Here is a 22,995-nt window from a genome sequence, read left to right on the forward strand (position 1 = left end):
ATTGCCGACGCCTACAGAGCATTCACCCCTGCCGAATGCGCCAACTACTTCACGGCAGCAGGATACAGTTCAACTTGATCGGAATCTGCTCTAGCTGGCGTTCCCCGGACAAGGCGCAGCGCCATAAGCGCGTTCACGCGCGTCTTCGACGCGCTATGGCGGTGCGCTGCTGATCCGGGGTCCAGTTCGGTGATGCATGGATCCCGGCTCGGCGGTACATCGCTACGCGCTGCACCGCGTCCGGGACACGAGAGAAGGGCCTAAACCCCTTCCTCGTTGAACTTGCTCTCGACGAGTTCGGTGATCGCGGCGAGCGCGGCTTCGGCATCCGTGCCGGCGGCGGATACCGTGATCGTCGTGCCGGGACCGGCGGCGAGCATCATCAGGCCCATGATCGAGGTGCCGCCGACGGTCTCGCCGCCGCGCGTCACCCACACCTGCGCGTCGAAGCGCTCGACCGCCTGGACGAATTTCGCGGAGGCGCGGGCGTGCAGGCCGCGCTTGTTGATGATCAGGAGATCCTTGGAGATCGCGCCCGCGGGCACGCCTGTCCCCGCTTGTGGCGCCTCGCCGCTCATTTGCCGGCGAGCACGCGGCTGGCGATGGTGACGTATTTGCGGCCCGCTTCCTGAGCCATCGCGATCGCGTCGGGCAGCGAACGCTCCTCGCGCACCTTGGCGAGCTTGACCAGCATGGGAAGGTTGATCCCTGCGAGCACTTCGACCTTGGGCCGGCTCATGCACGATATTGCAAGGTTTGACGGCGTGCCGCCGAACATGTCGGTGAGGATCGCAACGCCGTCGCCGGAATCGACGCGATTGACCGCCTCGATGATGTCGCTTCGGCAGAGATCGGAATCGTCTTCGGCACCGATCGTGATCGCTTCGATTTGCTTTTGTGGACCCATGACATGCTCAAGCGCTGCCTTGAATTCGTCGGCAAGGCGCCCGTGGGTCACAAGTACTAGACCAATCATCGGAAAACTCCTCGCGGGCGCTTTTGGTGCACCGCACGAACGCGCCACTTTGACCATCCAGAGCCCCCGCGCAAGAGGGGATGTTGCGTATCTCCCTGAATATAGACGGATGGATAATGGGAGCTGCGCCGGTCTACTCGGTCGCGATACTGGGGTTCATATGGTTACCATTTCCCTTCGAACAATCGCCGGTAGGGTTAACGGAAGATGAACTCTTGGTAGTGGTCAAGGCCGCAACAACCAGCGGGAGGGGCGAATGGTCGCGGCCGACCGGGACTCGCGGTATTTCGACACCAAAAATGCTGGTTTTCAACGATTCCGGCGCAGGCAGGCGCTCCGCGTCCGCCGCGTCAAGATCGACCACGAGACCGACGGTCGCATGCTCCACGAAGTCGCAGCGACGAATTCCCAAGCCCCGGATCTCGATCAAGCCAGCCAATACCGGCGCGGGGCGCACCTCAATTTCATGGCCGACTGTCGCCAGATGGACACGGTCATCACCGACCAGAACGGCCCTTTCGACCACGCCCGAGCGTCCCGCCATGATCAAATCAAAGGCAAGGCGCGACTTGCCGGAGCCCGACGGCCCGCGGATCAGCACCGCCAGAGATCCGACCTTGACGGCGGAGGCGTGAACGCTTGGCCCGCCGTCGCTCATAGAGCCGGCAGCCTGACCACGAAGCGCGCGCCGGCAACCGTCGGAGCCCCGTCGGCATCCAGCGGGCCAGGACGGTTCTCCGCCCAGATGCGTCCGCCATGGGCGTCGATGATCTGCTTGGAGATCGACAGGCCGAGGCCGGAGTTCTGGCCGAAACCCTGATGCGGACGGTCGGTGTAGAAGCGCTCGAAGATGCGCTCCAGCGCGTCGTCGCGAATGCCGGGGCCGTCGTCATCGACCACGATCTCGATCTCGCCGCGGACGCGGCGGCAGGTGAGACGCACCTTGCTGCCGGCTTCCGAGAACGATTGCGCGTTGGAGAGCAGGTTGGAGACCACCTGCCCCAGCCGTGAGTCATGGCCGCTCACGGCGAAGGAGTCGGTCTGGCTGCGGCCCTCGAAGCGCGTCTCGACCGCGACGTCGTGGCCGAGCTTGGTCTCATTGGCGACGGACACCAGCGTCGTCAGCAGCCGGCGCAGATCGACGGGGATCGCATCCTGGCGCTGCAATTCGGCATCGAGGCGGCTGGCGTCGGAGATGTCGGAGATCAGCCGGTCGAGCCGCTTGACGTCGTGCTCGATCACCTCGAGCAGGCGCGCGCGGCTGGTCTCGTTGCGCGCCAGCGGCAGCGTCTCGACCGCCGAGCGCAGCGAGGTCAGCGGGTTCTTCAATTCATGGGCGACGTCGGCGGCGAACATCTCGATCGCCTCGATGCGGCTGTAGAGCGCGCTGGTCATGTCGCGCAGCGCGCCGGAGAGGTGCCCGATCTCGTCGCGGCGGCGCGTGAAGTCGGGAATCTCGATGCGGGCCTTGATGCGGCGGCGGACGCGCTCGGCGCTGTCGGCGAGCCGGCGCACGGGTCCGGCGATCGTGCTCGCGAGCAGCAGCGACAGCATGATCATGACGGCGGCGGCGACGCCGCCGACCTTCAGGATGGCGAGGCGCTCGGCGGTGACCATCTGGTCGATGTCGTCGCCTTGCGTCGACAGCATCAAGGCGCCGTGGATCGCGCGCGAGCGCAGCACCGGGACCGCGACCGACACGATCACCTCGCCGCGTGCATTGACCCGCACCATCGAGCGTTTCTGGCCCTGCAGCGCGTCCCCCACCTCCGCATAGCCATTGCCGTTCTCGGGCCCGAGCTCGCGATAAAGCGGCAGGTCGCCGCGGTTCAGCCAGGTGCGCACCGCGACCATGCCGCGCTCGACGAAACCGGGCTTCTCGGCCGGTGGAGGCAGATCGAAGCGCAGAACGTTTTCGAGGTTGCGGCTGTCGAGCAGCAGGCTGCCGTTCGGATCGTAGATGCGGGCGCGCGTCTTGGTCGGCGAGATCAGCGTGCGCAGCACCGGCGCCACGCGCTCCGGATTGATCGGGAAGTCCAGCGGCGAATATTCGTCCGAGCCGCCATAGGTCTCGCCCGGCTTGAGGTCGAGAAGCCGGTCGGGGTCGATGGTGATGGCGTTGGTCTGCACGGTCGCGGAGGCCGCGATCGCGCCGGCGATGATCTCGGCCTGCACCAAAAGGCTCTGTGCGCGCGCGTCGATCAGCCCGGCACGAAATTGCGACAGGTACAGGATGCTCGCCACCAGCGCGACGAGGCCGGCAAGGTTGAGCGAGACGATGCGGCGGGTCAGGCTCGAGAAGGACAGCGCGAAGAAGAACTGCCCGGCGCGCTTCAGCCAGTTCAGCGGTCGCCAGCCCTGCGGCTTTTCATCAGTGACGTGCTCCGGAACGCCGTTGGATGCAAGATCCCCGGCGCTCTGGTCTGAGTCAGGCTGCGTTCGGTCAAGCAATGCTCACGCCCGCGTTAGGACAGCTCGTGCGAAGGTCCCCGCATCCTAGAGCGATCCTGGTCCCGATGGAACGAGAACCGGAGATGACATCGATCTTCGTGAAGGGCGCCGGCCGCCTCAGGCTTCCTTGAAACGGTAGCCGACGCCGTAGAGCGTCTCGATCATCTCGAAATCGTTGTCGACCACCTTGAACTTCTTGCGCAGCCGCTTGATGTGGCTGTCGATGGTGCGGTCGTCGACATAGACCTGGTCGTCATAGGCGGCGTCCATCAGCGCATTGCGGCTCTTCACCACGCCGGGCCGGGTCGCGAGCGCCTGCAGGATCAGGAACTCGGTGACGGTCAGCGTCACCGGCTCGTTCTTCCAGGTGCAGGTGTGGCGTTCCGGATCCATGCGCAGCAGGCCGCGGTCGAGCGCCTTGGCGTCGTTCTCCTTCGGCGCGACGGTGGGGTCCTTCGGCGCCGAGCGGCGCAGCACCGCCTTGACGCGCTCGACCAGCAGGCGCTGCGAGAACGGTTTGCGGATGAAGTCGTCGGCGCCCATCTTGAGGCCGAACAACTCGTCGATCTCCTCGTCCTTGGACGTCAGGAAGATCACGGGCAGGTCGGATTTCTGCCGCAGGCGGCGCAGCGTCTCCATGCCGTCCATGCGCGGCATCTTGATGTCGAGGATGGCGAGATCGGGCTGGGTGGTGCGGAAACCGTCGAGCGCGGAGGCGCCGTCGGTGTAGGTCATGATGCGGTAGCCTTCGGCTTCCAGCGCGATCGAGACGGATGTGAGAATGTTGCGGTCGTCGTCGACCAAAGCGATTGTGGGCATGAGCCTCTGCTTTCTGCTTTCCGTTTGGGTCGTGGCTTGAAACGGCGAGCAATCCAGTGATGCGCCGCATACATACATGGGTGCCGAAGTTGGCGTTCGAACCTTGTCACCGAGCAATGCAAGCTGGGCTGAAGTGTGACCAAGTTCCACGAAACGCGGCAGATTCGCCGCATCTCGACCCATAACCGGACTCTCGTTTACCCGAAAGAAGGCCCTTCATGCAACCACCTGACCCGAGAAAGCCGATGCAGCCGACTTCCGATTTCGACCCCGGAAAGCTCGCCAAATCGCTGCTGCGGCGGTCCCGGCAGGGGGCACTGGCGACGCTGATGACCGGCAGCGGCGATCCCTACTGTTCCCTGGTCAATCTCGCCAGCCACCCCGATGGATCGCCGATCCTGCTGATCTCGCGCCTCGCCGTGCACACAAGGAACATCCTCGCCGACAACCGGGTCTCGCTGATGCTGGACGAGCGCGTGGCCGGCGATCCCCTGGAAGGAGCCCGGATCATGCTGTCCGGCCGGGCGGAGGAGGCCGATGCCGGCAAGGCTCTGCTGCAGCGACGGTATCTCAGTGCCCATCCATCGGCGGAGGGCTTTGTTTCGTTTAAGGATTTCGCCTTCTTCCGGATCCGTCCCACGGGGACCCATCTGGTTGCCGGCTTCGGCCGGATCGTCGACCTCAGGCCCGATCAGTTTCTCACGGACCTCACCGGCGCCGACGACCTGCTGGCGGCGGAAGAGGGCGCCGTCGAGCACATGAATGCCGACCATCGCGACACCATGAACCTCTATGCAACGAAGCTCCTCGATGCCGCCGAGGGCGACTGGCGCTGCACCGGCTGCGACCCCGAGGGCCTCGACATGCAGGACGGCCAGACCACGCTGCGGCTGGACTTCCCGGAGCGGGTGACGGATAGCCCGGCGCTGCGCAAGATGCTGGTCCGCCTCGCTGGCGAAGCGCGCAAGAAGATGGACCAGGGCGCAACGACTTGAACGCCGCGACCCGTCGCCGCGACCCATGACCGTGATGGTTTTCGGGCTCGCAGCGAGAGGGGCATGGCGCATCATCGTATGGCATGGGCCGCGGGTCTGGCGCTCGCGATCACCACGTTGCTTGCCACCCCGGCCCTCGCCCAGAAGGGCGATCTCGCCGCGCAGGGGGCGCGGATTAACGCGCTCAATCAGGCCGGCAAATATGCGGAAGCGTTGCCCCTTGCGCAGGCCATGGTCGCGAGCCTGGAGAAGGCCAACGACGGTCGCGAACTGTCCGCCGCGCTCAACAATCTCGGCCAGGTCCATGCCGGTCAGGGCCGCGACGATCTGGCCGAGCCGGTCTACAAGCGCGCCATCGCGCTGATGGAGAAGTCGCTCGGCCTCGACACCGGCTTGATCGCGCCCGAGCTGAACAATCTCGCCGCGCTGTATCAACGGCAGGGCCGCTTCGCTGAAGCCGAGCCGCTGTTCAAGCGCGCGCTCGCCGTCAGCGAAAAGAGCCTGTCGCGCGAGCATCCCGATGTCGGCCGGGCCCTGAACAACCTCGCCACGCTCTATGTGAAGCAGGAGCGATTTGCCGACGCCGAGCCGCTGTTCCGGCGTGCACTTGCGATCTATCAGAAAGCCGCCGGGCCCGAGCATCCCGCGGTCGCGACCGTCCTGAACAACATCGGTCAGGTCGATCGCGACCTCCGTCGCGACGCCGATGCCGAGGCTCCGATCAAGCGCTCGCTCGCGATCCGCGAAAAGGTGCTGGGGCCGGAGCACCCCGATGTCGCGCGCTCGCTCAACAATCTCGCCGGTCTCTACCAGCACCAGCAGCGCCATGCCGAGGCCGAGCCGCTTTATCGTCGCGCCCTGGCGATCCGCGAGCGTGCACTCGGACCGGATCATCCCGATGTCGCGATTTCGGCGAGCAATCTCGCCCATTTCCTACAGGCGACGGGACGCACTGCGGACGCTCTGCCATTCGCGCAGAAGACGCTCGCCGCCAATCGCGCCCAGCTGCGCGTGGTGCTGCCGATCCTGTTCGCTGCCCGGCAGCAAGCGCTGCTGACGAACGACAGGGCGCTCGATGAGGCGCTCGGTGCGATCCAGCGCGGCACGCAATCGTCCGCCGCCTCCGCCGTGAACAAGCTCGCAGTGCGACTGGCCGCCGGCAGCGACCGGCTCGCGGAGCTCGTGCGCAAGGATCAGGATCTCGCGACCGAGTCCGAAGCGCTCGACAAGGGGATCGTCGCTGCGGTGTCGAAGCCGCCCGCGCAGCGCGACGTCGCGGCCGAGCAGCGCAGCCGCGCGCGGATCGCGGCGATCGCGAGCGCGCGCAATGGATTGCAGAAGACGCTCGCCGTCGAGTTTCCCGACTATGCTTCGCTCTCCAACCCGCTGCCTCTGACGGTGAAGGAGATCCAGCCGCTGCTCTCGGCCGACGAGGCGATGGTGATCTACTCCGTCGTCGACAGTCAGAGCTATGTCGTCGCGATCACGCGCGAGGGCGTCGACTGGAAGGAGATTTCTTTCGGAGCGGATGCGCTGGCGCAGAAGGTGGCCGCCTTCCGCAGGGGGCTGGATGTCGGCAAGGCGCTCGATGCCTCCGGCAAATCGGGACTGTTCGATCTTGCGCTCGCGAGTGAGCTCTATGCCGCGCTGCTCGGCCCAGTCGAGGCGCTGACCAACGACAAGCGCAACCTGCTGGTCGTGCCGTCGGCCGCGCTGACCGCACTGCCGTTTCATCTGCTGGTCACGGAGAAGCCGCCGGCGGCGATCCCGGACAGGCCCGAAGGCTATCGCGATGCCGCCTGGCTGCTGCGGCGTCAGGCCGTCTCGGTACTGCCGTCGGTGATCAGCCTGAAATCGCTGCGCGCCTTTGCCCGCAGGGACCACGGCGTCAAGCCGATGACCGGCTTCGGCGATCCCGTGTTCAACCCTGCAGCCGAAGGTCCTGCCGACCGGAGCGCCGCGAGCGGCAAGATCGCCGCGCGCAGCATCGCGACGATGGCCTATGCCGAGTTCTGGCGCGGCGCAGGCGTCGATCGCGCGCGGCTGGCGCAGGCGCTGCCGCAACTGCCCGACACCGCCGACGAACTGAATGCGGTGGCGAGGGACGTCGGCGCCGCCGCGGCCGATATCCATCTCGGACGCGATGCCAGCGAAACGACGCTGAAGCGTGCAGCGCTTGCCCAATACGGCATCATCTACTTCGCCACCCACGGCCTAGTTGCCGGCGACGTCAAGGGACTGGGCGAGCCCTCGCTCGCACTCTCCATTCCGGATCAGCCGTCGGAGCTAGACGATGGTCTGCTCACCGCGAGCGAAGTGGCCCAACTCAAGCTCAACGCCGATTGGGTGGTGCTGTCGGCCTGCAATACCATCGCGGGCGACAAGCCCGGCGCCGAGGCGCTGTCGGGATTGGCACGCTCGTTCTTCTATGCAGGGGCCCGCGCGCTGCTGGTTTCGCATTGGGCCGTGGATTCGGAAGCTGCCACCCGCCTGACCACATCGACGTTCGCGCTGCTCAAGAACGAACCAAAGCTCGGTCGTGCCGAAGCCTTGCGCCGTGCGATGTTAACCTATCTCGACGACGCCTCGTCGCCGCGCAATGCCTATCCCGCGATGTGGGGGCCGTTCGCACTGATCGGCGAAGGTGAGGTCAGGTAAGATTGCGCTGCGGCGATTGTGCGTCGCAACAACCGCAAGTAACGCGCAAACGCGCATTTGGTTGCGCGATCATTCATATTTTTTCGCCGCGGCTGCTCAGAGCTGACATGCGCGACGTTTGGCGCGGTCCTTGAATAAACCAAATCCTGCGGGATCAGCTTGGCAAGGCCAGCGTTCATGATTATTACGTCGTTCAGCCGAGGCCGAACGGCCCATTGATCAAGGTGACCGTGGTGGCGCCAAACTTGTCGCGCTGAGTGTCGCGGGTTCTAGGAGGATTCTTTCGTGCAAGAGACGGGCGTGCGCAACGGTGCCTTCGGCGCCGACAAATTCGGCTTAAAGAATCTCAAGCAGGTGCACTGGAATCTCGGTGCGCCGCAACTCTATCAATACTCGCTCGCAGCGGGTGAAGCGGTGCTGTCCGCTGACGGTGCGCTCTGCGCCGACACGGGCGAGTTCACCGGCCGCAGCCCGAAGGACAAGTTCACGGTCCGTGACGCCACCACCGACAAGAAGATGTGGTGGGCCGGCAACCAGTCGATCACCGCGGAGCAGTTCGAGACGCTCTACCAGGACTTCCTCAAGCACGCTGAAGGCAAGAAGCTGTTTGCGCAGGATCTCTACGGTGGTGCCGACCCGGCCTACCGGATCAAGACGCGCGTCTTCACCGAGCTCGCCTGGCACTCGCTGTTCATCCGCACGCTGTTGATCCGCCCCGAGGCGATCGAGCTGTCGACCTTCGTGCCGGAGCTCACCATCATCGACATGCCGAGCTTCCGCGCCGATCCTAAACGTCACGGCGTGCGCTCGGAGAACGTGGTCGCGATCGATTTCGCCCGCAAGATCGTCCTGATCGGCGGGTCTTATTATGCCGGCGAGATGAAGAAGTCGGTCTTCACCACGCTGAACTACTATCTGCCCGAGCGCGGCGTGATGCCGATGCACTGCTCGGCCAATGTCGGCGCCAAGGACGACACCGCGATCTTCTTCGGCCTGTCGGGCACCGGCAAGACCACGCTGTCGGCCGATCCCAACCGCACGCTGATCGGCGACGACGAGCACGGCTGGGGCCCGAACGGCGTCTTCAATTTCGAGGGCGGCTGCTATGCCAAGTGCATCAAGCTCTCGAAGGAAGCCGAGCCCGAGATCTATGCGGCCTCGACCCGCTTCGGCGCGGTGCTCGAGAACTGCGTGCTCGATGAAGACACCCGCGTGGTCGATTTCGACGACGGCTCCAAGACGGAGAACACGCGTTCGGCGTACCCGCTCGAGTTCATCCCGAACGCCTCGCGCACCGGCCGCGCGCCGCAGCCGAAGAACGTGGTGATGCTCGCCGCCGACGCCTTCGGCGTGCTGCCGCCGATCGCAAAGCTGTCGCCGGCGCAGGCGATGTATCACTTCCTCTCCGGCTACACCGCCAAGGTCGCGGGCACCGAACGCGGCCTCGGCAACGAGCCGCAGCCGGAATTCTCAACCTGCTTCGGCTCGCCCTTCCTGCCGCTCGACCCTAGCGTCTACGGCAACATGCTGCGCGACCTCATCGCCCAGCACAATGTCGACTGCTGGCTGGTCAACACCGGCTGGACCGGCGGCAAGTATGGCGTCGGCTCGCGCATGCCGATCAAGGTGACGCGCGCGCTGCTCACCGCCGCGCTCGACGGAAGCTTGCGCAACGTCGAATTCCGCACCGACAAATATTTCGGCTTCGCGGTCCCGACCGCGCTGCCGGGCGTGCCGAGCGAGATCCTTAATCCGGTCAACACCTGGAAGGACAAGGACGAGTTCGACAAGACCGCCCGCGCTCTGGTCGGCATGTTCCAGAAGAACTTTGCCAAGTTCGAAGCCCAGGTCGACGCCGAAGTGCGCGCCGCCGCGCCGGACTTGAAGCTCGCGGCGGAGTAAGCGCTCTGTCTTCATTGCAAAGGGGCGGCCGCGAGGCCGCCTTTTTTGTTCGGAGTCGCCAGAGCGAACCACACCCTCGGTGTCGTCCCTGCGAACGCAGGGACCCATAACCCCAAGGAGAAGTTGCCGCGCGAGCTGGCAATTCCGAGTCCTCGTCAAACCACTTCCTGTGATTATGGGTCCCGGATCTGCGCTCCGCTTCGCTGCGCTTGTCCGGGACGACGAGTGTGGCTACGCCTTGAAATACGCGATCTGCGTCGTGGTCGCGAGCAACCTGCCGTTCGGCGACCACAGCTCGGCATTCTGGTCGGCATAGCTCTTGTGCATGATCTTGGAATCCGCCGTCGCGAGCACGCGCGTGATGTCTTCAGCTGCGAGGTCTGCGCTGTCGGTGTGGAAATAGGTCGTCAGCGACACCGTGCCGAACGGCACCAGCTCGCGCCGCGCATGGAAGATGCGGCCGAAGAAGGCGTCCGACATCGACATCAGCGACAGCATGTCGAGCTTGCGCGGCGTGCGGTCGCTGATCCAGATCTTGGAGTAGGTGCTGGCGAGCTCGGGCTGCGGCGGGCCGATCCTCATCTCGCCCTCGACGAAGCGGAATTCGTACTGGTTGGCCCAGGACGCCGCGATCTTCGGAAACGGCATCGTCTCCTCGAACGGCTTCGCATCCGGATATTGCGCCACCCGGTGCTCCCAGGATGGCCGCCGCTCGGCGAACACCGCGGTGGCAAGCGTCGCCGCCTCGCCGCCGCCCTGCGACAGTTCGACACTCCAGTGCTGGCTCGAGCGATTGGCTTTCACCAGCCGTATGTCGAGGTCAAACGGTCCTTTCGCGATAGGCGCGCAGTAGTTGACGGTCAGCGCCAGCGGTTCGCCGGCGCGTTGCGGATGCTCGATCAGCGCGCGCAGGATCGTCGCGGCCGTGATGCCGCCGAACGGGCCCACGAAGGCCCAGTAGTCGTCGCTGGTGTGCCCCTGCCAGCTAGAGTCACCCGCGGAGATGCGGGTGGCCTCGTCGAAGGGGTGCGGGAGCTTGGCGTGCATGGAATTAGACCTCTACTGCGCTTCCGTCCCAACGACGAAACTCCATCGTCTCATCGCCAGGGCCATATTGCTGCGAGCTCAAAACATCGTCTGCCGGATCATCTGTGACCCAGGCATCCGCGACGGAGCCTCCTATGCGCTTCAGCGCAATGATACTCTTGCCGCTGATCAGGTCGGCGACGAAGTCGTCGATGGCAGCTTCCTCGTCCTTGCCGGAAAGACTGGCAAGGATGCTGCCGTGCGTGTGCCAGGAGAATCCGTCGAATCCCAGCGTCCAGTCCCCGTCGGGACACATGACCAACAATCGGAGCTGCCCATCCGGGCTCGTATATTCGCCGACGGGCACGATCGACTCCGGCCAGAAAAAGCTCAAGCCGTAATATGATGGCTATCCTGCCAGATCAATAACCTCGCAGGTAACGCCGTTTCACACCGCGGAAAATCAGCCCGCGGCGTCGCGCAGATCCGGCAGCAGCGGCGTGGTCGGGTTCACCGGCACGTTCCAGATCTCCTCGGCATATTCGCGGATGGTGCGGTCGGAGGAGAACCATGCCATGCGCGCGACGTTGAGGATGGAGGCGCGGGTCCAGGCCGACGAGACCAGCCAGCGCGCGTCGACCGCGCGCTGCGCCTCGTAGTAGGAATCGAAATCGGCGCTGACCATGTAATGGTCGAGATAGCGCAGCGCATGCGCGATGGACTCGAAGCGGCCGGGGTCGCCGGGCGAGAACTCGCCGGCGCCGATCGCGTTGATGGCGCGCTGCAGCTTCGGCGAATTGCGGACCACGTCGGAGGCATCCAGCCCCTGCTTGCGCCGGATCATCACGTCGCCGGCCTCCATGCCGAAGATCGCGATGTTCTCCGCGCCGACATGGTCGCGGATCTCGATATTGGCGCCGTCGAGCGTGCCGATGGTAATGGCCCCGTTCAGCGCCAGCTTCATGTTGCCGGTGCCCGAGGCTTCCATGCCCGCGGTCGAGATCTGCTCGGACAAGTCGGCGGCGGGAATGATCACTTCGGCGAGGCTGACATTGTAGTCGGGCAGGAACACGACCTTGAGCTTGCCGCCGATCGCGGGATCGTTGTTGACGATTTCGGCGACGTCGTTGATCAGCTTGATGATCAGCTTGGCGTAGCGGTAGCTCGCCGCCGCCTTGCCGGCGAAGATCTTCACCCGCGGCACCCAATTGCCGTTGGGGTCATCCTTGATCGCCTGGTACAGCGCGACCGTCTCGATGACGTTGAGCAGCTGGCGCTTGTACTCGTGGATGCGCTTGATCTGCACGTCGAACAGCGCGCTCGGGTCGACCATGATGCCGAGCCGCTCGCCGATCAGGCGGGCGAGCTGTGTCTTGTTGTGGTGCTTGACGCTGCGGAATTTCTTCTGGAATTCGACGTCGCTGGCGCGCGCCTCGATCAGCGAGAGCTGAGTGGGATCGTCGAGCACGGCCTCGCCGCAGGTCTCGCGCAAGAGGTCGGTCAGCTTCGGGTTCGCCAGCATCAGCCAGCGGCGGAAGGTGATGCCGTTGGTCTTGTTGGTGATGCGGCCGGGATAGAGATGGTTGAGATCGTGGAACACGGTCTCGCGCATCAGGTCGGAATGCATCGCCGAGACGCCGTTGATGCGGTGCGAGCCGACGAAGGCGAGCTGGCCCATGCGCACGCGGCGGCCGCTCTTCTCGTCGATCAGCGAGACCGAGGCGCGGAAGTCGATGTCGCCGGGGCAGCGCGCCTCCGCAAGCGCCAGATGCTGCACGTTGATGCGGTAGATGATCTCCAGATGCCGCGGCAACAGCCGCTCGAACAGCTCGACCGGCCAGGTCTCCAGTGCCTCGGGCAGCAGCGTGTGGTTGGTGTAGGAGAGGGTGGCGACGGTGATCTTCCAGGCCTCGTCCCAGCGGAAATTGTGGAGGTCGACCAGGATGCGCATCAGCTCGGTGACGGCAAGGCTCGGATGGGTGTCGTTGAGCTGCACCGCGACCTTGCCTGCGAGGTTGCGCAACTGGCCGTCGGAGGCGAGATGCCGTTTCACCAGGTCCTGGAGCGAAGCCGACACGAAGAAATATTCCTGGCGCAGCCGCAGCTCGCGGCCCGCGGGGCTCTCGTCGTTCGGATAGAGGAATTTGCAGATCGCCTCCGCGCGCGACTGCTCGGCGCTGGCGCTGACATAGTCGCCCTTGTTGAAAGCATCGAGCTTCAGCGGATCGGGCGAGCGCGCCGACCACAGCCGCAGCGCATTGACGTGCTGGCCGCGCCAGCCGACGATCGGCGTGTCATAGGCGATCGCCTGCACGGTCTCAGCAGGATGCCAGATCGCGCGGTCGCGGCCCTTGTCGTCGACATGCTCGACACCGCCGCCGAAATTGACGTCGTAGATCACCTCCGGCCGCTGCAATTCCCAGGGGTTGCCGAAGCTCAGCCATTCATCGGGATATTCCTGCTGCCAGCCCTGATTGATGATCTGGCGGAACAGGCCGTAATCGTAGCGGATGCCGTAGCCGATCGCGGGAATCGACAGCGTCGCCATGCTTTCCATGAAGCAGGCGGCGAGGCGGCCGAGGCCGCCATTGCCGAGCGCGGCGTCCGGCTCGCATTTGCGCAGCTCCGGCAGCGAGACGCCGAGATCGCCGAGCGCGACCTCGAAGATCTTCAGGAGGCCCATGTTGTTGAGCGCGTCGGTGAACAGGCGGCCGATCAGGAATTCGAGCGAGAGATAATAGACCCGCTTGCGTCCCGCATCGTAGCTGTGCTTCTCGGCCGTCAGCCAGCGATGCACGATGCGGTCGCGCAGCGCCAGCGCCGCGGCCTGGTACCAGTCGTGCTTCGTCGCCATGCCCGCGTCCTTGCCGATGGCAAGGCGCAGCTTTGCCAGGATCGCGCCCTTGATCTCAGCCAGCGCGAGTTCGTCGATGGGCTGTCCGGGGGCCGGAGAACTGGGTTGGAACGATGAATCCTGCAAAGCCGTCACTTCCTGGGTCGAAAGAACTCTTACCAATCTACGCGTCCTGCCCTTGCACCGGAACTGCCGCCCGTGCGCTGGTGCACTGCGCTGGCGCAAATTTATGCAAGGAACGGGCCGAGTTGGGAACCCGGGCGAGCACGGAGAAACCGGGATTTCCGTGCTAGATTACGAAAGATTCAGCCATCAGTGTGGAGAAGACCCCATGAGACTGCTGACGCGACCGCCGACGCGACTGCTGACGCGACTGCCGATCGAAATCGCCGCTGCGGCCCTGCTCGTCGTCTGCATCGGCGCCTCGGGCGCGGCGTTTGCCGCCGGCAAATCCGGTCGCAGCGCCGACGGTCTCAGTTGCGGATTCACGGTCCCGCAGAATGCGTCGCCCGCAGCCCGCTGCGTCGCGATCAAGCGCCAATGCGGCGGCAAGTTCTACGCAAATGCGTGCGGCGACAAGCTGCTGTCCGCGGCGAATTGAGAGCCGTCGGAGGTCCAGCGGACTCAAGCCGCCTTCGTCTGCACCGTGTCGCAAAACTCCGCGAGACGATTCGCAAGCCGCAGCGTTGCCGGGCTCGCATTCGGCGCAGCCATCAGTGCGAGCTCGGTCTTGTTGATCGGCGCAAAGCCTTCCTTCGCCGTCAGCACGCGGTGCTCGGACTGGATCGACATCTCCGACAGGATGCTCAGGCCCATGCCGGCGGCGACGGCGGCCTGGATGCCGGCGAGATTCGATGAGGTATAGGCGGTGTGCCAGGCGCGGCCGGCGCTTTCCAGCGCGTGGATGGCGCCGGCACGATAGAGGCAGCCGAGCGGAAAGCCGATCAGCGGCACCGACGACACGTTGACGTCGACCGGATGGCTCTTGCTGGTGACCCAGTGCACCCGCTCCGGCCACACCGCGATCGCGTCCTTTCCGCCGGCCTCGCGCTTGTAGAGCGCAAGATCGAGCTCGCCGCGCTCGAGATCGCGGGCGAGGTGCTTGCTCTGGTCGGCGCGGACGTCGAGCCGCAGGCCCGGATGCGAGCGCGAGAACGCACCCAGCAATCTGGGCAGCCGGTACGCCGCGAAATCCTCGGGGATGCCGAGCCGGATCGCGCCTTCGCTGTCAGGCTGGCGCAGCACGTCGCGCGCCTCCTCGGCGAGCGAGAGCAATCGGCGCGCATAGGAGAGCAGCCGCTCGCCGGCCTCGGTCGGCCGCACGTCCTTGCCGTCGCGGTGCAGCAGCAGCTGGCCGACATCCTCCTCCAGCCGCTTGATCTGCTGGCTCACGGTCGACTGCGTGCGGTGGACGCGGGCGCCGGCGCGGGTGAAGCCGCCGGCCTCGACCACCGAGACGAAGCTGCGCAGGAGCTCCAGATCGAGCATGCTGGCCTCCATTGAAAAATCAACTGACATGGAGTTAATCATTTAATTTCCAAATGACAAGCCGCCTCTCTAGATCGAGGGCTCAGGAGAATGCCCTCATGTCGCTCGCCACCTCGCTTCCCGCAGCCCCCAGCCGTTTCAACACGCTGCCGCTCGCCATCGGCCTGTTCTGCCTGCTCTGGAGCTACGCCTTCGTCGCCGGCAAGATCGGCGTCACCCATTGCCCGCCGCTGATCCTGCTCGCCGCGCGTTTCTCGCTGGCCGGCATCTTGATCCTGGGCGCCACGCTGATCCGCGGCGACGGCTGGTCGTTGTCCTGGCGCGACGCCGCCATCTTCGCCGTGCTCGGCATCGCCAACAACGCGCTCTATCTCGGCCTCGGCTATACCGGGCTGCAATCGGTCTCCGCCGGGCTCGGCGGGCTGATCGTCTCGGCCAATCCGGTGTTCACGGCGGCGCTCGCCGCGATCCTGCTCGGCGAAGGCATGACCTGGCGCAAGGCGAGCGGCCTCCTGCTCGGCGTGATCGGCGTGACGGCGATCGTCTGGCACCGCCTGTCGGTCGGCACCGATTCGCTGCACGGCATCGTCTTCACGCTGGCCTCGCTGGCCTCGCTCGTGGCCGGCACCATCCTGTTCAAGCTGCTGGCGCCGAAGGGGTCGTTGTGGATCGGCAACGGGGTGCAAAACCTCGCCGCCGGCATCGTGCTGACGCCGGTCGCGCTCGGCTTCGCCGATATCCATGCGATCGACTATACGCCGAGTCTGATCGGCGCCTTCGCCTTCCTCGTGCTCGGCGGCTCGATCCTCGCCTATTGGCTCTGGTTTCATCTGCTGAAGGTGTGCGGCGCCACCGCCGCCAGCGCCTATCACTTCCTGATGCCGCCGCTCGGCATGCTGTTCGCGTTCCTCGTGCTCGGCGAGCACGTCGAGGCGCGGGACCTGCTCGGCATCATTCCGGTCGCGCTCGGGATCTATCTGGTGACGCGGCCGGCCAAGGCGGCGTCGTGAGGACGTCGCCACAATCTCAACTGTCATGCCCCGGCTTGACCGGGGCATCCAGTACGCCGCGGCGGTTGTAGTGAAGGCGAGCTATCCAACGAGCGTCTCTGGAATACTGGATCGCCCGGTCAAGCCGGGCGATGACGAGAGGAGAGAGTGGCGCCTCAAGTGTGTGGCTCAATCCTTCCGGAACACGATCGACGCCATCCAGCCCGTCATCAGCGCCATCGCCACCGTGGCCAGACCGTACAGAAGCCCGTTGTGCCGGGCCGTGGTGGCGACGAACTGCTCGAATCCGACCTTGACGATCTCGAACGCGGTCTCGGTCTTGCCGATGAATGCGCCGTTGGCAAACAGCTTGATCTCGATCTCATAGGTTCCGATCGGCACCTCCGCGGGCAGTGGAATGCCGGTGCGGAACAGCGTCGGTGTCAGGAACGTCACCGCGCTCGGATCCTCGCGATAGAGGCCGCGCTGGGTGCGCAAGCGAATGAACGCCGAGCGGAACGCATCGTTCGGCACCACGTCGGCGTAATCGCCGCCGACGCGCTGCGTCAGCAGCACGTTGTTGAGCCCGATCTGCTGCCGCCGGGCGATCTCGGGCGAGGTGATGGCGTCGAAGGGGCGGTTGGCGAACAGCGCCAGATAGCTCGGCACCTGCAGGAACTGCCGGTAGTCGGTGTTGATCCAGATGCCGAAGGTGCGTTCCTTGCGCCGCGTCACCATGTCGGCGCGCGGGCCCTTCACGGTGACGACGAGATCGTAGGCCGTGCGGTCGGCGGGCGTCGTGGCGTCCCTCTCGACCGAGCCGAACAGCACCAGCTCCTCGCCGGAATAGTTCGGTGTCACCGTGACGCGGTGGTTGGAGACCGACACGATCAGCCGCTCGGCCCGCGCAGCGCCGCCGAGCAGCAGGACGAGAGCGATGGCGAGAAGCGTGCGCGTCATCCGCTCACTCCGAGCTCGCGGATGGTGAAGAGATCCGAAGGCTGGATCACCAGCTCGATCGCGAAGCGGATGCCGACCGAGAGGATCAGCAGGCCGAGCAGCAACCGCAGCTGCTCGCCGCGGATCTTCTGGCCGGCGCGGGCGCCGAACTGCGCGCCGGTGACGCCGCCGACCATCAGGATCAGCGCCAGCACGGCGTCGACGAGGTGGTTGGTCACCGCGTGCAGCATGGTCGCGAACAGCATGGTGACCAGCGTCAGCACCATCGAGGTCCCGATCACCGTGGAGGTCGGCACCCTGAGCAGATAGATCATGATCGGCACCAGGATGAAGCCGCCGCCGATGCCCATGATGGCGCCGATGAAGCCGATCAGGATGCCGACGACCACGACCGGAATCACCGAGAGGTAGATCTTCGACCGCTTGAACCGCATCTTCAGCGGCAGGCCGTGGATCCAGCTGTGCGTGCGGCGCGGCGGCAGCGCGCCACGCCGGGTCCGCATCAACGCGCGCAGGCCCTCGGAGAACATCAGGCTGCCGACCGTGGTGAGCAGCACGACGTAGGAGAGCGCGATCATCAGGTCGAGCTGGCCGAGCGCGCGCAGCTGGGTGAAGGCCCACACGCCGAGCGTGGTGCCGGTGACGCCGCCGCAGAGCAGCACGCTCGCCAGCGCCGGATCGATCGCGCGCCGCCGCCAATATGAGAGCGCGCCGGAAAAGGACGAGGCCGCGATGTGGCTCGCGACGGAAGCGACCGCCACCGCCGGCGTGATGCCGATGAAGATCAGCAGCGGCGTCATCAGGAAGCCGCCGCCGATTCCGAACATGCCCGAGACGAAGCCGACCGCGGCGCCCATGGCGAGCACCAGGAAGACGTTGACCGGAAGATCGGCGATCGGAAGGTAGAGCTGCATTGAACCACGCACCGGCGAGACGGATCGACGAACGCGGAATGCTCGCGGAAAGGACGGAACGATTGCCGCGCCCCTCAATAGCGGACTTTGCCTGCGGGCGGGACCGGGAACTTCGCGCGTGGTGAATGCGTCAAGTGAGATCATTCGGCTGGTCACCGCGCGCCGCGGCTCCTGCCACCTTCTCCGCTGTCATGCCCCGGCTTGACCGGGGGCATCCAGTACGCCGCGCCCGTTGTTGTGACAGCGAGCTCCTCAACGCCGGCCTCTGGAATACTGGGTCGCCCGGTCAAGCCGGGCGACGACAAGAAGCCGCTTAATGCGCCGCCGAGGCCGAGCGCTTGGTCGCGACTTGCTTCGGCGCCGGCTTGGCGCTCGCCTGCGGCGCGGTGTCCCAGCCGCCGGCGGGCGCTGCGACATTGACGGCATCGTCGGGCTGCGGCTCGGCGCTGAAAGTCTGGATCGCGAGCTTGGCGGCGGCGAGCGATTGCGGGTCGAGGCGCTTGGCGACGTCGTCGCGCTTGCCGGCCGCGTCCGCATCGCCCTGAGCGGCCGCCAGGCTGAACCATTTGTAGGATTCGGCGAGGTTCTGCTCGACGCCGATGCCGCGGGCATAGAGGATGCCGAGGTTGAACTGGCTGTCGGCGACGCCGCGATCGGCGGCCTTGCGGAACCACTGCGCCGCGCTCTTGTAATTGGCGCCGCGCCCACCGCCGTCGGCGTCGAGCACCGCGAGATTGTGCATCGCCTTGGCGTTGCCGCGCTCGGCGGCCTGGGTGTAGTAGCGGCGGGCGATGTCGGCGTCCTTCTTCACGCCAAGGCCCTTTTCGTAGAGCGTGCCGAGGCGGAAGATCGCGGGCACCACGCCGGCCTGCGCCGCGCGGTCGTACCACTTCGCCGCTTCGTCGTAATTCGTGGCGACGCCCTTTCCTTCGGCAAAGCGCACGCCGATCTCGTAGGCCGCGGTTGCATCGCCCTTCATCGCGGCGGTGCGCAAGGCCGGGCCGCCGATGCCGTCAGGCAGTCTCTCGCTCGGCGGCACCTGGACGAGGCCGAGCTTGGCGCGGCTCGTGCCCGACAGCGCGCCGGTGACGTCGCTGGAGGCCGGCGGCGGCGGGGCCGCGGCAGGCGCCGGCGGGATTTCGACCGAGGCCGAGTTGCCCGGAATGGCGGCGGGCGGCGGCGCGGCATTGTTCTGGGATTGCCGTCCGATCGGCGTCGGCGACGTCATCGACGGCGTGACCTGCTCGGGCGCGGCCGGCCTGGTCTCGACCGGCGGTGGCGCGGCCTGCGGTGCCGGCTCGCTCGGAATATCCTGCATCGCCTGCGGCGCCGGCGGCGGGCTGCCTTCGAGCAGGTTCATCGCCATCTTGAAGGTGCCGAGCACGATCACGACCACGCTTGCGCCGACCAGCAGCGAGCGGATCTTCGAAGTGATGGTCGAACCGCCGTCCTTGCCCTGGTCCTTGCTCTTGGACCGGTCGGCCCCTGCCTTGGCGGCGCGGCCGGTCTTTTCCGGCTGCGCGGCGGCGGCTTGCGCAGCGCGGCGTGCGGCCGCGATGAAGCTCGACGACGACACCGGCTCTTTCGGCGCGGTGGCGATTCCGCTGATCGCGCTCTCGGAGGCGGCGATGCGCTCCGACGGCGTGGCGAGGCGTCCGCCCGGCCGTGTGCCCGGCTCGAGCGGATGATCCGGTGGCAATTCCGGCGCGAGCGCGGCCCGCGCGGGCGCGGTGTGCGGCTCCAGGATTTCGCTGATCGCACGCGGCGGCAAGGGTGGTGCGACTTGCGGTGCCGCCGGCACCGGCGGCGGCGCAACCGGCGCAGCTGCGTGGAATTCGCGCGGCGCGGCGACGAAGGCGGCTTGCGCACCCTGCGCGGCGGCGGGATTGGGCAGCTCGGGCTTCGGATCGTATTTCGGCTGCTGTGGTTGGGGCCGCGGCTCGCGCGCCATCGGCGCCGGCTCCATCGGAGCGGCCATCGGCATCGGCTGCGGGGCGGGGGGAGGCGGCACGGTGCGCACCGCGCGCAGATCGCCCTCGATCATCGAGAGGCGATCGACGACGTGGCCGAGCGCGCTGTGGACGGCCTCGAGCGAGTCCTGGGTGTGCCGGTTGGTCTCGGCCTGGCTGAAGCGGATGTCGGAGAGCTCGCGCTTGACGAGATCGACCATGCCGGAATCGGGAGGCGGTGCGGAGTTGCGGCTCTCGGCCAGCGCGGCATAGGTCGCCTGCTGCCGCTCCAGGTGGCGCAGGATGTCGTGCAGCCCGTCCTCGACGCGGCTCAGATTGCCGTTGTGCGGATCGGAGGCGGCTTCGATCCGTTCCAGCAGATAGGAGACGCGCTGTTCGAGATGCGCGAAGGTGGATGCGGAATCGCTGCCGACCTGCATGCGGTCGAAACGGTCCGACAGCGCGCGGATCGCGGCTTCGAGGTGCTCGGTGCTCTCGGATGGCTGAGGCCGTTCGCGGGTTTCGAGCGCAGCGGTGAGCGCGGCGATGCGCTGCTCCAGCACCGCGAAGCTGTCGCCGTGGCCGGAGGTGCGGGTGATCTGGTCGACCTTGGACGACAGCAGCTGCACGTCCTCGGAAAGCCGTGCCAGCGCTTCGTTGGAAGCGACGTTGGAGACGATGCCGCGCAGCGCCGAGATCGCGCCTTCGAGCTGCTGCACTGTCGAGGGATCGTCATTGGCGCGCAGGATCAGATCGAGCTTGGCGCCGAGATTGCGGATCGCCTCGTCGTAGCCGGTGAGCTGCTCGGCCGGCGTCAGCGTGCGCAGCACCTGCTTGATGTCGGACAGCGCATGCTCGATGCCGGAGAGGACCTGGCCGTCGGTGCCGTTGGACCGGGTCTCGTCGATGCGACGGTGCAGCGAGCGGATCTCGTTCTCGATCGATTCGATCGCGCGCCGCGGCATCGCCTCTGTGATGGCGGCACGGATTTCGGCAAGCTCGCTGCGGAAGGCATTGATCGCCTGCTCGGTATTATCAGGGCGCTGCAGCGACTCGATCTGGCTCGTGATCTTGAGCAGGTGGCGCTCGAGCGATGAAAAATCCGGTCCCGGCTGTGGTGGCGGCGGCGCGTAGGCAGGCGCGGGCGGGGCCATGGGCGGTGCGTAGGGAGCGGCGGGCGCAAGCGAAGGCGCGGCACGCGGCGGCATTTGCCTGGGCGCAAAGCCGTCGAGCTCGCTCTGGCGCGCGGTGATCTCGGCAACCGCGACGTCGAACGACGCCGGGCTCAGGGGTGGTGAGCTGCGATAGACCTGCGCTGCCGCGCGCTCGACCGCATCGGCCTGGCTCTGGCGCGTCTCGACCGGGGCGGGGCGTGGGGCCTGCGGCTGCTGCGGTTGCCGCTGCGGGCGCGAGATTTGCGACAGCCGCGCATCGAGCCGCGAGATCGCATCGTTGAGCTGACGCGCGACGCCCTGCTCGCGCGAGATGTCTGGTCTTGAAGAGTCCTGGCGCGGGGCGGGCTTGGAAATCCGTTCGATCTGCTGGGTGATCGCATCGAGCCGCTGGTGGATGTCGGCGACTTCGCGGCTCTCCTGACTGGGTCCTTGGCTCGGCATGTGCTGCGGACGCTGGTCGTAGGCTGCGCGAAAGTTCGGCGGGGTCGTCTCGCCGAGCGTGGAGTTCAGCCAATCGTTGAGCGACATGCCCGCACGACGCGCAGCAGCTTCGGCCCGCTCCCGGACGGATGGATCGATGCCGTCAACACTCCACGATACGCGCGAATTCATGACTCTGTCCGGTTCCGACTCCGGCGCCCCACCCGGCGCCTCCAGCCTCCCCACGCGCCCCGGTTGCAAAGACAATCGAATTTGGCGCGGGTCGTCTGCCTCGAAAACCGACTTTTTCCTGTTACGGTAAATAACGAGTTAAGGAATGCGGCGCGGGTGTCTTAAAGTTGGGCGGCCTCTGCTCCTGGGCCGTTGCTGCAATCTCGCCCTCCCAGGAACCGAAGGCGAGTTGGAAGCTTGGAACTTCCGCAACAAGGGTGGTTCAATGACCGGTCTGACCGAAGAAGAGATCCGCAAGCGCGCCTTTGAGATCTGGAAAGGTGCTGGCGAGCCAAGCGGGAAAATGGATACCTTCTGGTATCAGGCTGAAAAAGAGCTTCTGGCCGAGCGGTCAGAGCAAGGCGAAGTCCCGCCCGGGATGACGGACAATTTGCCGGTCTAGCGGGCTCAACCCTTCCCTTCGCGTTTGCTCTCCTCGATCGGCACCACCGTGCCTTTCCCGGTCGTCGCCGACAGCGCCTCCAGCGCCTCCTCGCAGAAATCGGCCACCATCTGCTCGTGCCGGGCCCCGAGGCGGAGCAGCAGCAAATTGCCGAGGTCGAGCCGGCCTTCCGCCGTGCCGTCCGGAAAACGCTTCTTCAGGATGCGCTCGTAATTGGCGTGGCGGTCGCGATGGTGCTCCAGGCGGGCCATCAGGTCGGTGCGCAGCGGCTCGATGTCGATGCTGTCGAGCGCGTGGAGGCGGACCAGCAGGTCGTCCTTGGTCGAGGCCGGTGTACTTGGCCGCGCGGCCCAGTGCCGCAGCGCTGTTCGCCCCTCCGGAGTGAGCGTATAAACCAGCTTGTTGGGCTTGCCCGATTGCACGACCTCGCGGCCCTGGATGTGGCCGCGGTCGCGCAGCTTGGAGAGCTCGCGGTAGATCTGCTGGTGGTCGGCCTTCCAGAAGAAGCCGATCGAGGAATCGAACGTCTTGGCGAGCTCGTAGCCCGTCATCGGACGTTCCGTCAGGCATGCGAGGATCGCGTCGCCCAGTGCCATGACCGGTCTCCTGTTCTCGACCTTGTGGCTTGACTTTATGCGCATCGGCGCATATGCGTCAATGTGCATATGAGGCGGTGAGCAGTCGAGACAAGTCCCGACTGAAAAAATCCAGCAGAATCAACCCGACTGCTACTGTGCATGGGGTTGTTTTCGCACTTTTGCCCTTGGCCTAGGGAGGCACCCGAG

The 22,995-nt window shown here is 65.9% G+C and carries 19 protein-coding genes; 6 read left to right on the forward strand and 13 right to left on the reverse strand.

Annotation, left to right across the window (positions count from 1 at the left end):
* Positions 1-260: 260 nt before the first annotated feature.
* The 5 genes from EDE08_RS28795 to EDE08_RS28815 form a co-directional block, all read right to left on the reverse strand.
* Positions 261-578 (reverse strand): HPr family phosphocarrier protein, encoded by a 318-nt coding sequence (locus tag EDE08_RS28795; protein WP_131872092.1) that lies wholly within the window; start codon positions 576-578, stop codon positions 261-263.
* On the reverse strand, positions 575-976 hold the full coding sequence (locus EDE08_RS28800; RefSeq protein WP_024339151.1) for a PTS sugar transporter subunit IIA: 402 nt from the start codon (positions 974-976) through the stop codon (positions 575-577). Before EDE08_RS28800 ends, EDE08_RS28795 begins: the two co-directional genes overlap by 4 nt.
* Before the next feature lie 133 nt (positions 977-1,109).
* Entirely contained in the window at positions 1,110-1,634 is a 525-nt protein-coding gene (locus EDE08_RS28805) for an HPr kinase/phosphorylase (protein WP_131872093.1), read from the reverse strand.
* Positions 1,631-3,427, reverse strand: a complete 1,797-nt coding sequence (locus EDE08_RS28810) for a sensor histidine kinase (RefSeq protein ID WP_165936247.1) — start codon at positions 3,425-3,427, stop codon at positions 1,631-1,633. Before EDE08_RS28810 ends, EDE08_RS28805 begins: the two co-directional genes overlap by 4 nt.
* A gap of 117 nt (positions 3,428-3,544) precedes the next feature.
* Positions 3,545-4,246 carry a response regulator transcription factor gene (locus EDE08_RS28815; protein ID WP_027535781.1) on the reverse strand — a complete coding sequence of 234 codons (702 nt, stop codon included), beginning with the start codon at positions 4,244-4,246 and terminating at the stop codon, positions 3,545-3,547.
* A gap of 245 nt (positions 4,247-4,491) precedes the next feature.
* Here EDE08_RS28815 and EDE08_RS28820 point away from each other — a divergent pair, with 245 nt between their 5' ends.
* The 3 genes from EDE08_RS28820 to EDE08_RS28830 all read left to right on the forward strand — a co-directional run bounded on the left by EDE08_RS28820 (position 4,492) and on the right by EDE08_RS28830 (position 9,801).
* On the forward strand, positions 4,492-5,241 hold the full coding sequence (locus EDE08_RS28820) for a HugZ family pyridoxamine 5'-phosphate oxidase (RefSeq protein WP_131872094.1): 750 nt from the start codon (positions 4,492-4,494) through the stop codon (positions 5,239-5,241).
* A gap of 63 nt (positions 5,242-5,304) precedes the next feature.
* Positions 5,305-7,899 carry a CHAT domain-containing tetratricopeptide repeat protein gene (locus tag EDE08_RS28825; RefSeq protein WP_131872095.1) on the forward strand — a complete coding sequence of 865 codons (2,595 nt, stop codon included), beginning with the start codon at positions 5,305-5,307 and terminating at the stop codon, positions 7,897-7,899.
* 285 nt (positions 7,900-8,184) lie between these two features.
* Complete coding sequence (locus EDE08_RS28830; protein ID WP_131872096.1) at positions 8,185-9,801, forward strand: phosphoenolpyruvate carboxykinase; 1,617 nt, start codon at positions 8,185-8,187, stop codon at positions 9,799-9,801.
* 231 nt (positions 9,802-10,032) lie between these two features.
* Here the strand turns inward: EDE08_RS28830 and EDE08_RS28835 are convergent, their stop codons facing one another.
* From EDE08_RS28835 to EDE08_RS28845, 3 genes are all read right to left on the reverse strand, one after another.
* Entirely contained in the window at positions 10,033-10,848 is an 816-nt protein-coding gene (locus EDE08_RS28835) for an acyl-CoA thioesterase (RefSeq protein ID WP_131872097.1), read from the reverse strand.
* Positions 10,849-10,852: 4 nt separating this feature from the next.
* A complete protein-coding gene (locus EDE08_RS28840) occupies positions 10,853-11,221 on the reverse strand; it encodes a hypothetical protein (protein ID WP_245524906.1) in 369 nt (122 codons plus the stop codon).
* 69 nt (positions 11,222-11,290) lie between these two features.
* On the reverse strand, positions 11,291-13,807 hold the full coding sequence (locus EDE08_RS28845; RefSeq protein WP_165936260.1) for a glycogen/starch/alpha-glucan phosphorylase: 2,517 nt from the start codon (positions 13,805-13,807) through the stop codon (positions 11,291-11,293).
* Positions 13,808-14,012: 205 nt separating this feature from the next.
* On the opposite strand from EDE08_RS28845, the gene EDE08_RS28850 reads away from it, so the two are divergent.
* Positions 14,013-14,282 carry a hypothetical protein gene (locus EDE08_RS28850; RefSeq protein WP_131872098.1) on the forward strand — a complete coding sequence of 90 codons (270 nt, stop codon included), beginning with the start codon at positions 14,013-14,015 and terminating at the stop codon, positions 14,280-14,282.
* A gap of 23 nt (positions 14,283-14,305) precedes the next feature.
* Here EDE08_RS28850 and EDE08_RS28855 read toward each other — a convergent pair whose 3' ends face one another.
* Positions 14,306-15,169: a LysR substrate-binding domain-containing protein gene (locus tag EDE08_RS28855; RefSeq protein WP_165936248.1), complete on the reverse strand. Its 864-nt coding sequence runs from the start codon at positions 15,167-15,169 to the stop codon at positions 14,306-14,308.
* 98 nt (positions 15,170-15,267) lie between these two features.
* Between EDE08_RS28855 and EDE08_RS28860 the strand changes: the two genes are divergently transcribed.
* Positions 15,268-16,179 (forward strand): DMT family transporter, encoded by a 912-nt coding sequence (locus EDE08_RS28860; protein ID WP_131872100.1) that lies wholly within the window; start codon positions 15,268-15,270, stop codon positions 16,177-16,179.
* 168 nt (positions 16,180-16,347) lie between these two features.
* On the opposite strand, the gene EDE08_RS28865 is transcribed toward EDE08_RS28860, so the two are convergent.
* The 3 genes from EDE08_RS28865 to EDE08_RS28875 form a co-directional block, all read right to left on the reverse strand.
* Positions 16,348-17,118, reverse strand: a complete 771-nt coding sequence (locus EDE08_RS28865; protein WP_131872101.1) for a TIGR02186 family protein — start codon at positions 17,116-17,118, stop codon at positions 16,348-16,350.
* Positions 17,115-18,032, reverse strand: a complete 918-nt coding sequence (locus EDE08_RS28870) for a sulfite exporter TauE/SafE family protein (protein ID WP_131872102.1) — start codon at positions 18,030-18,032, stop codon at positions 17,115-17,117. The genes EDE08_RS28865 and EDE08_RS28870 overlap by 4 nt, the downstream gene beginning before the upstream one ends.
* 313 nt (positions 18,033-18,345) lie before the next feature.
* Positions 18,346-21,768 (reverse strand): tetratricopeptide repeat protein, encoded by a 3,423-nt coding sequence (locus EDE08_RS28875; RefSeq protein WP_165936249.1) that lies wholly within the window; start codon positions 21,766-21,768, stop codon positions 18,346-18,348.
* Between the two features lie 265 nt (positions 21,769-22,033).
* Here EDE08_RS28875 and EDE08_RS28880 point away from each other — a divergent pair, with 265 nt between their 5' ends.
* Complete coding sequence (locus EDE08_RS28880) at positions 22,034-22,210, forward strand: DUF2934 domain-containing protein (RefSeq protein WP_131872104.1); 177 nt, start codon at positions 22,034-22,036, stop codon at positions 22,208-22,210.
* Positions 22,211-22,215: 5 nt separating this feature from the next.
* Here EDE08_RS28880 and EDE08_RS28885 read toward each other — a convergent pair whose 3' ends face one another.
* The gene (locus EDE08_RS28885) at positions 22,216-22,806 is read right to left on the reverse strand and encodes a PadR family transcriptional regulator (RefSeq protein ID WP_131872105.1); all 591 of its coding nucleotides are present in this window, start codon (positions 22,804-22,806) and stop codon (positions 22,216-22,218) included.
* Between the last annotated feature and the right edge of the window lie 189 nt (positions 22,807-22,995).

The organism is Bradyrhizobium sp. R2.2-H (assembly GCF_004346455.1).
GTDB lineage: Bacteria > Pseudomonadota > Alphaproteobacteria > Rhizobiales > Xanthobacteraceae > Bradyrhizobium > Bradyrhizobium diversitatis.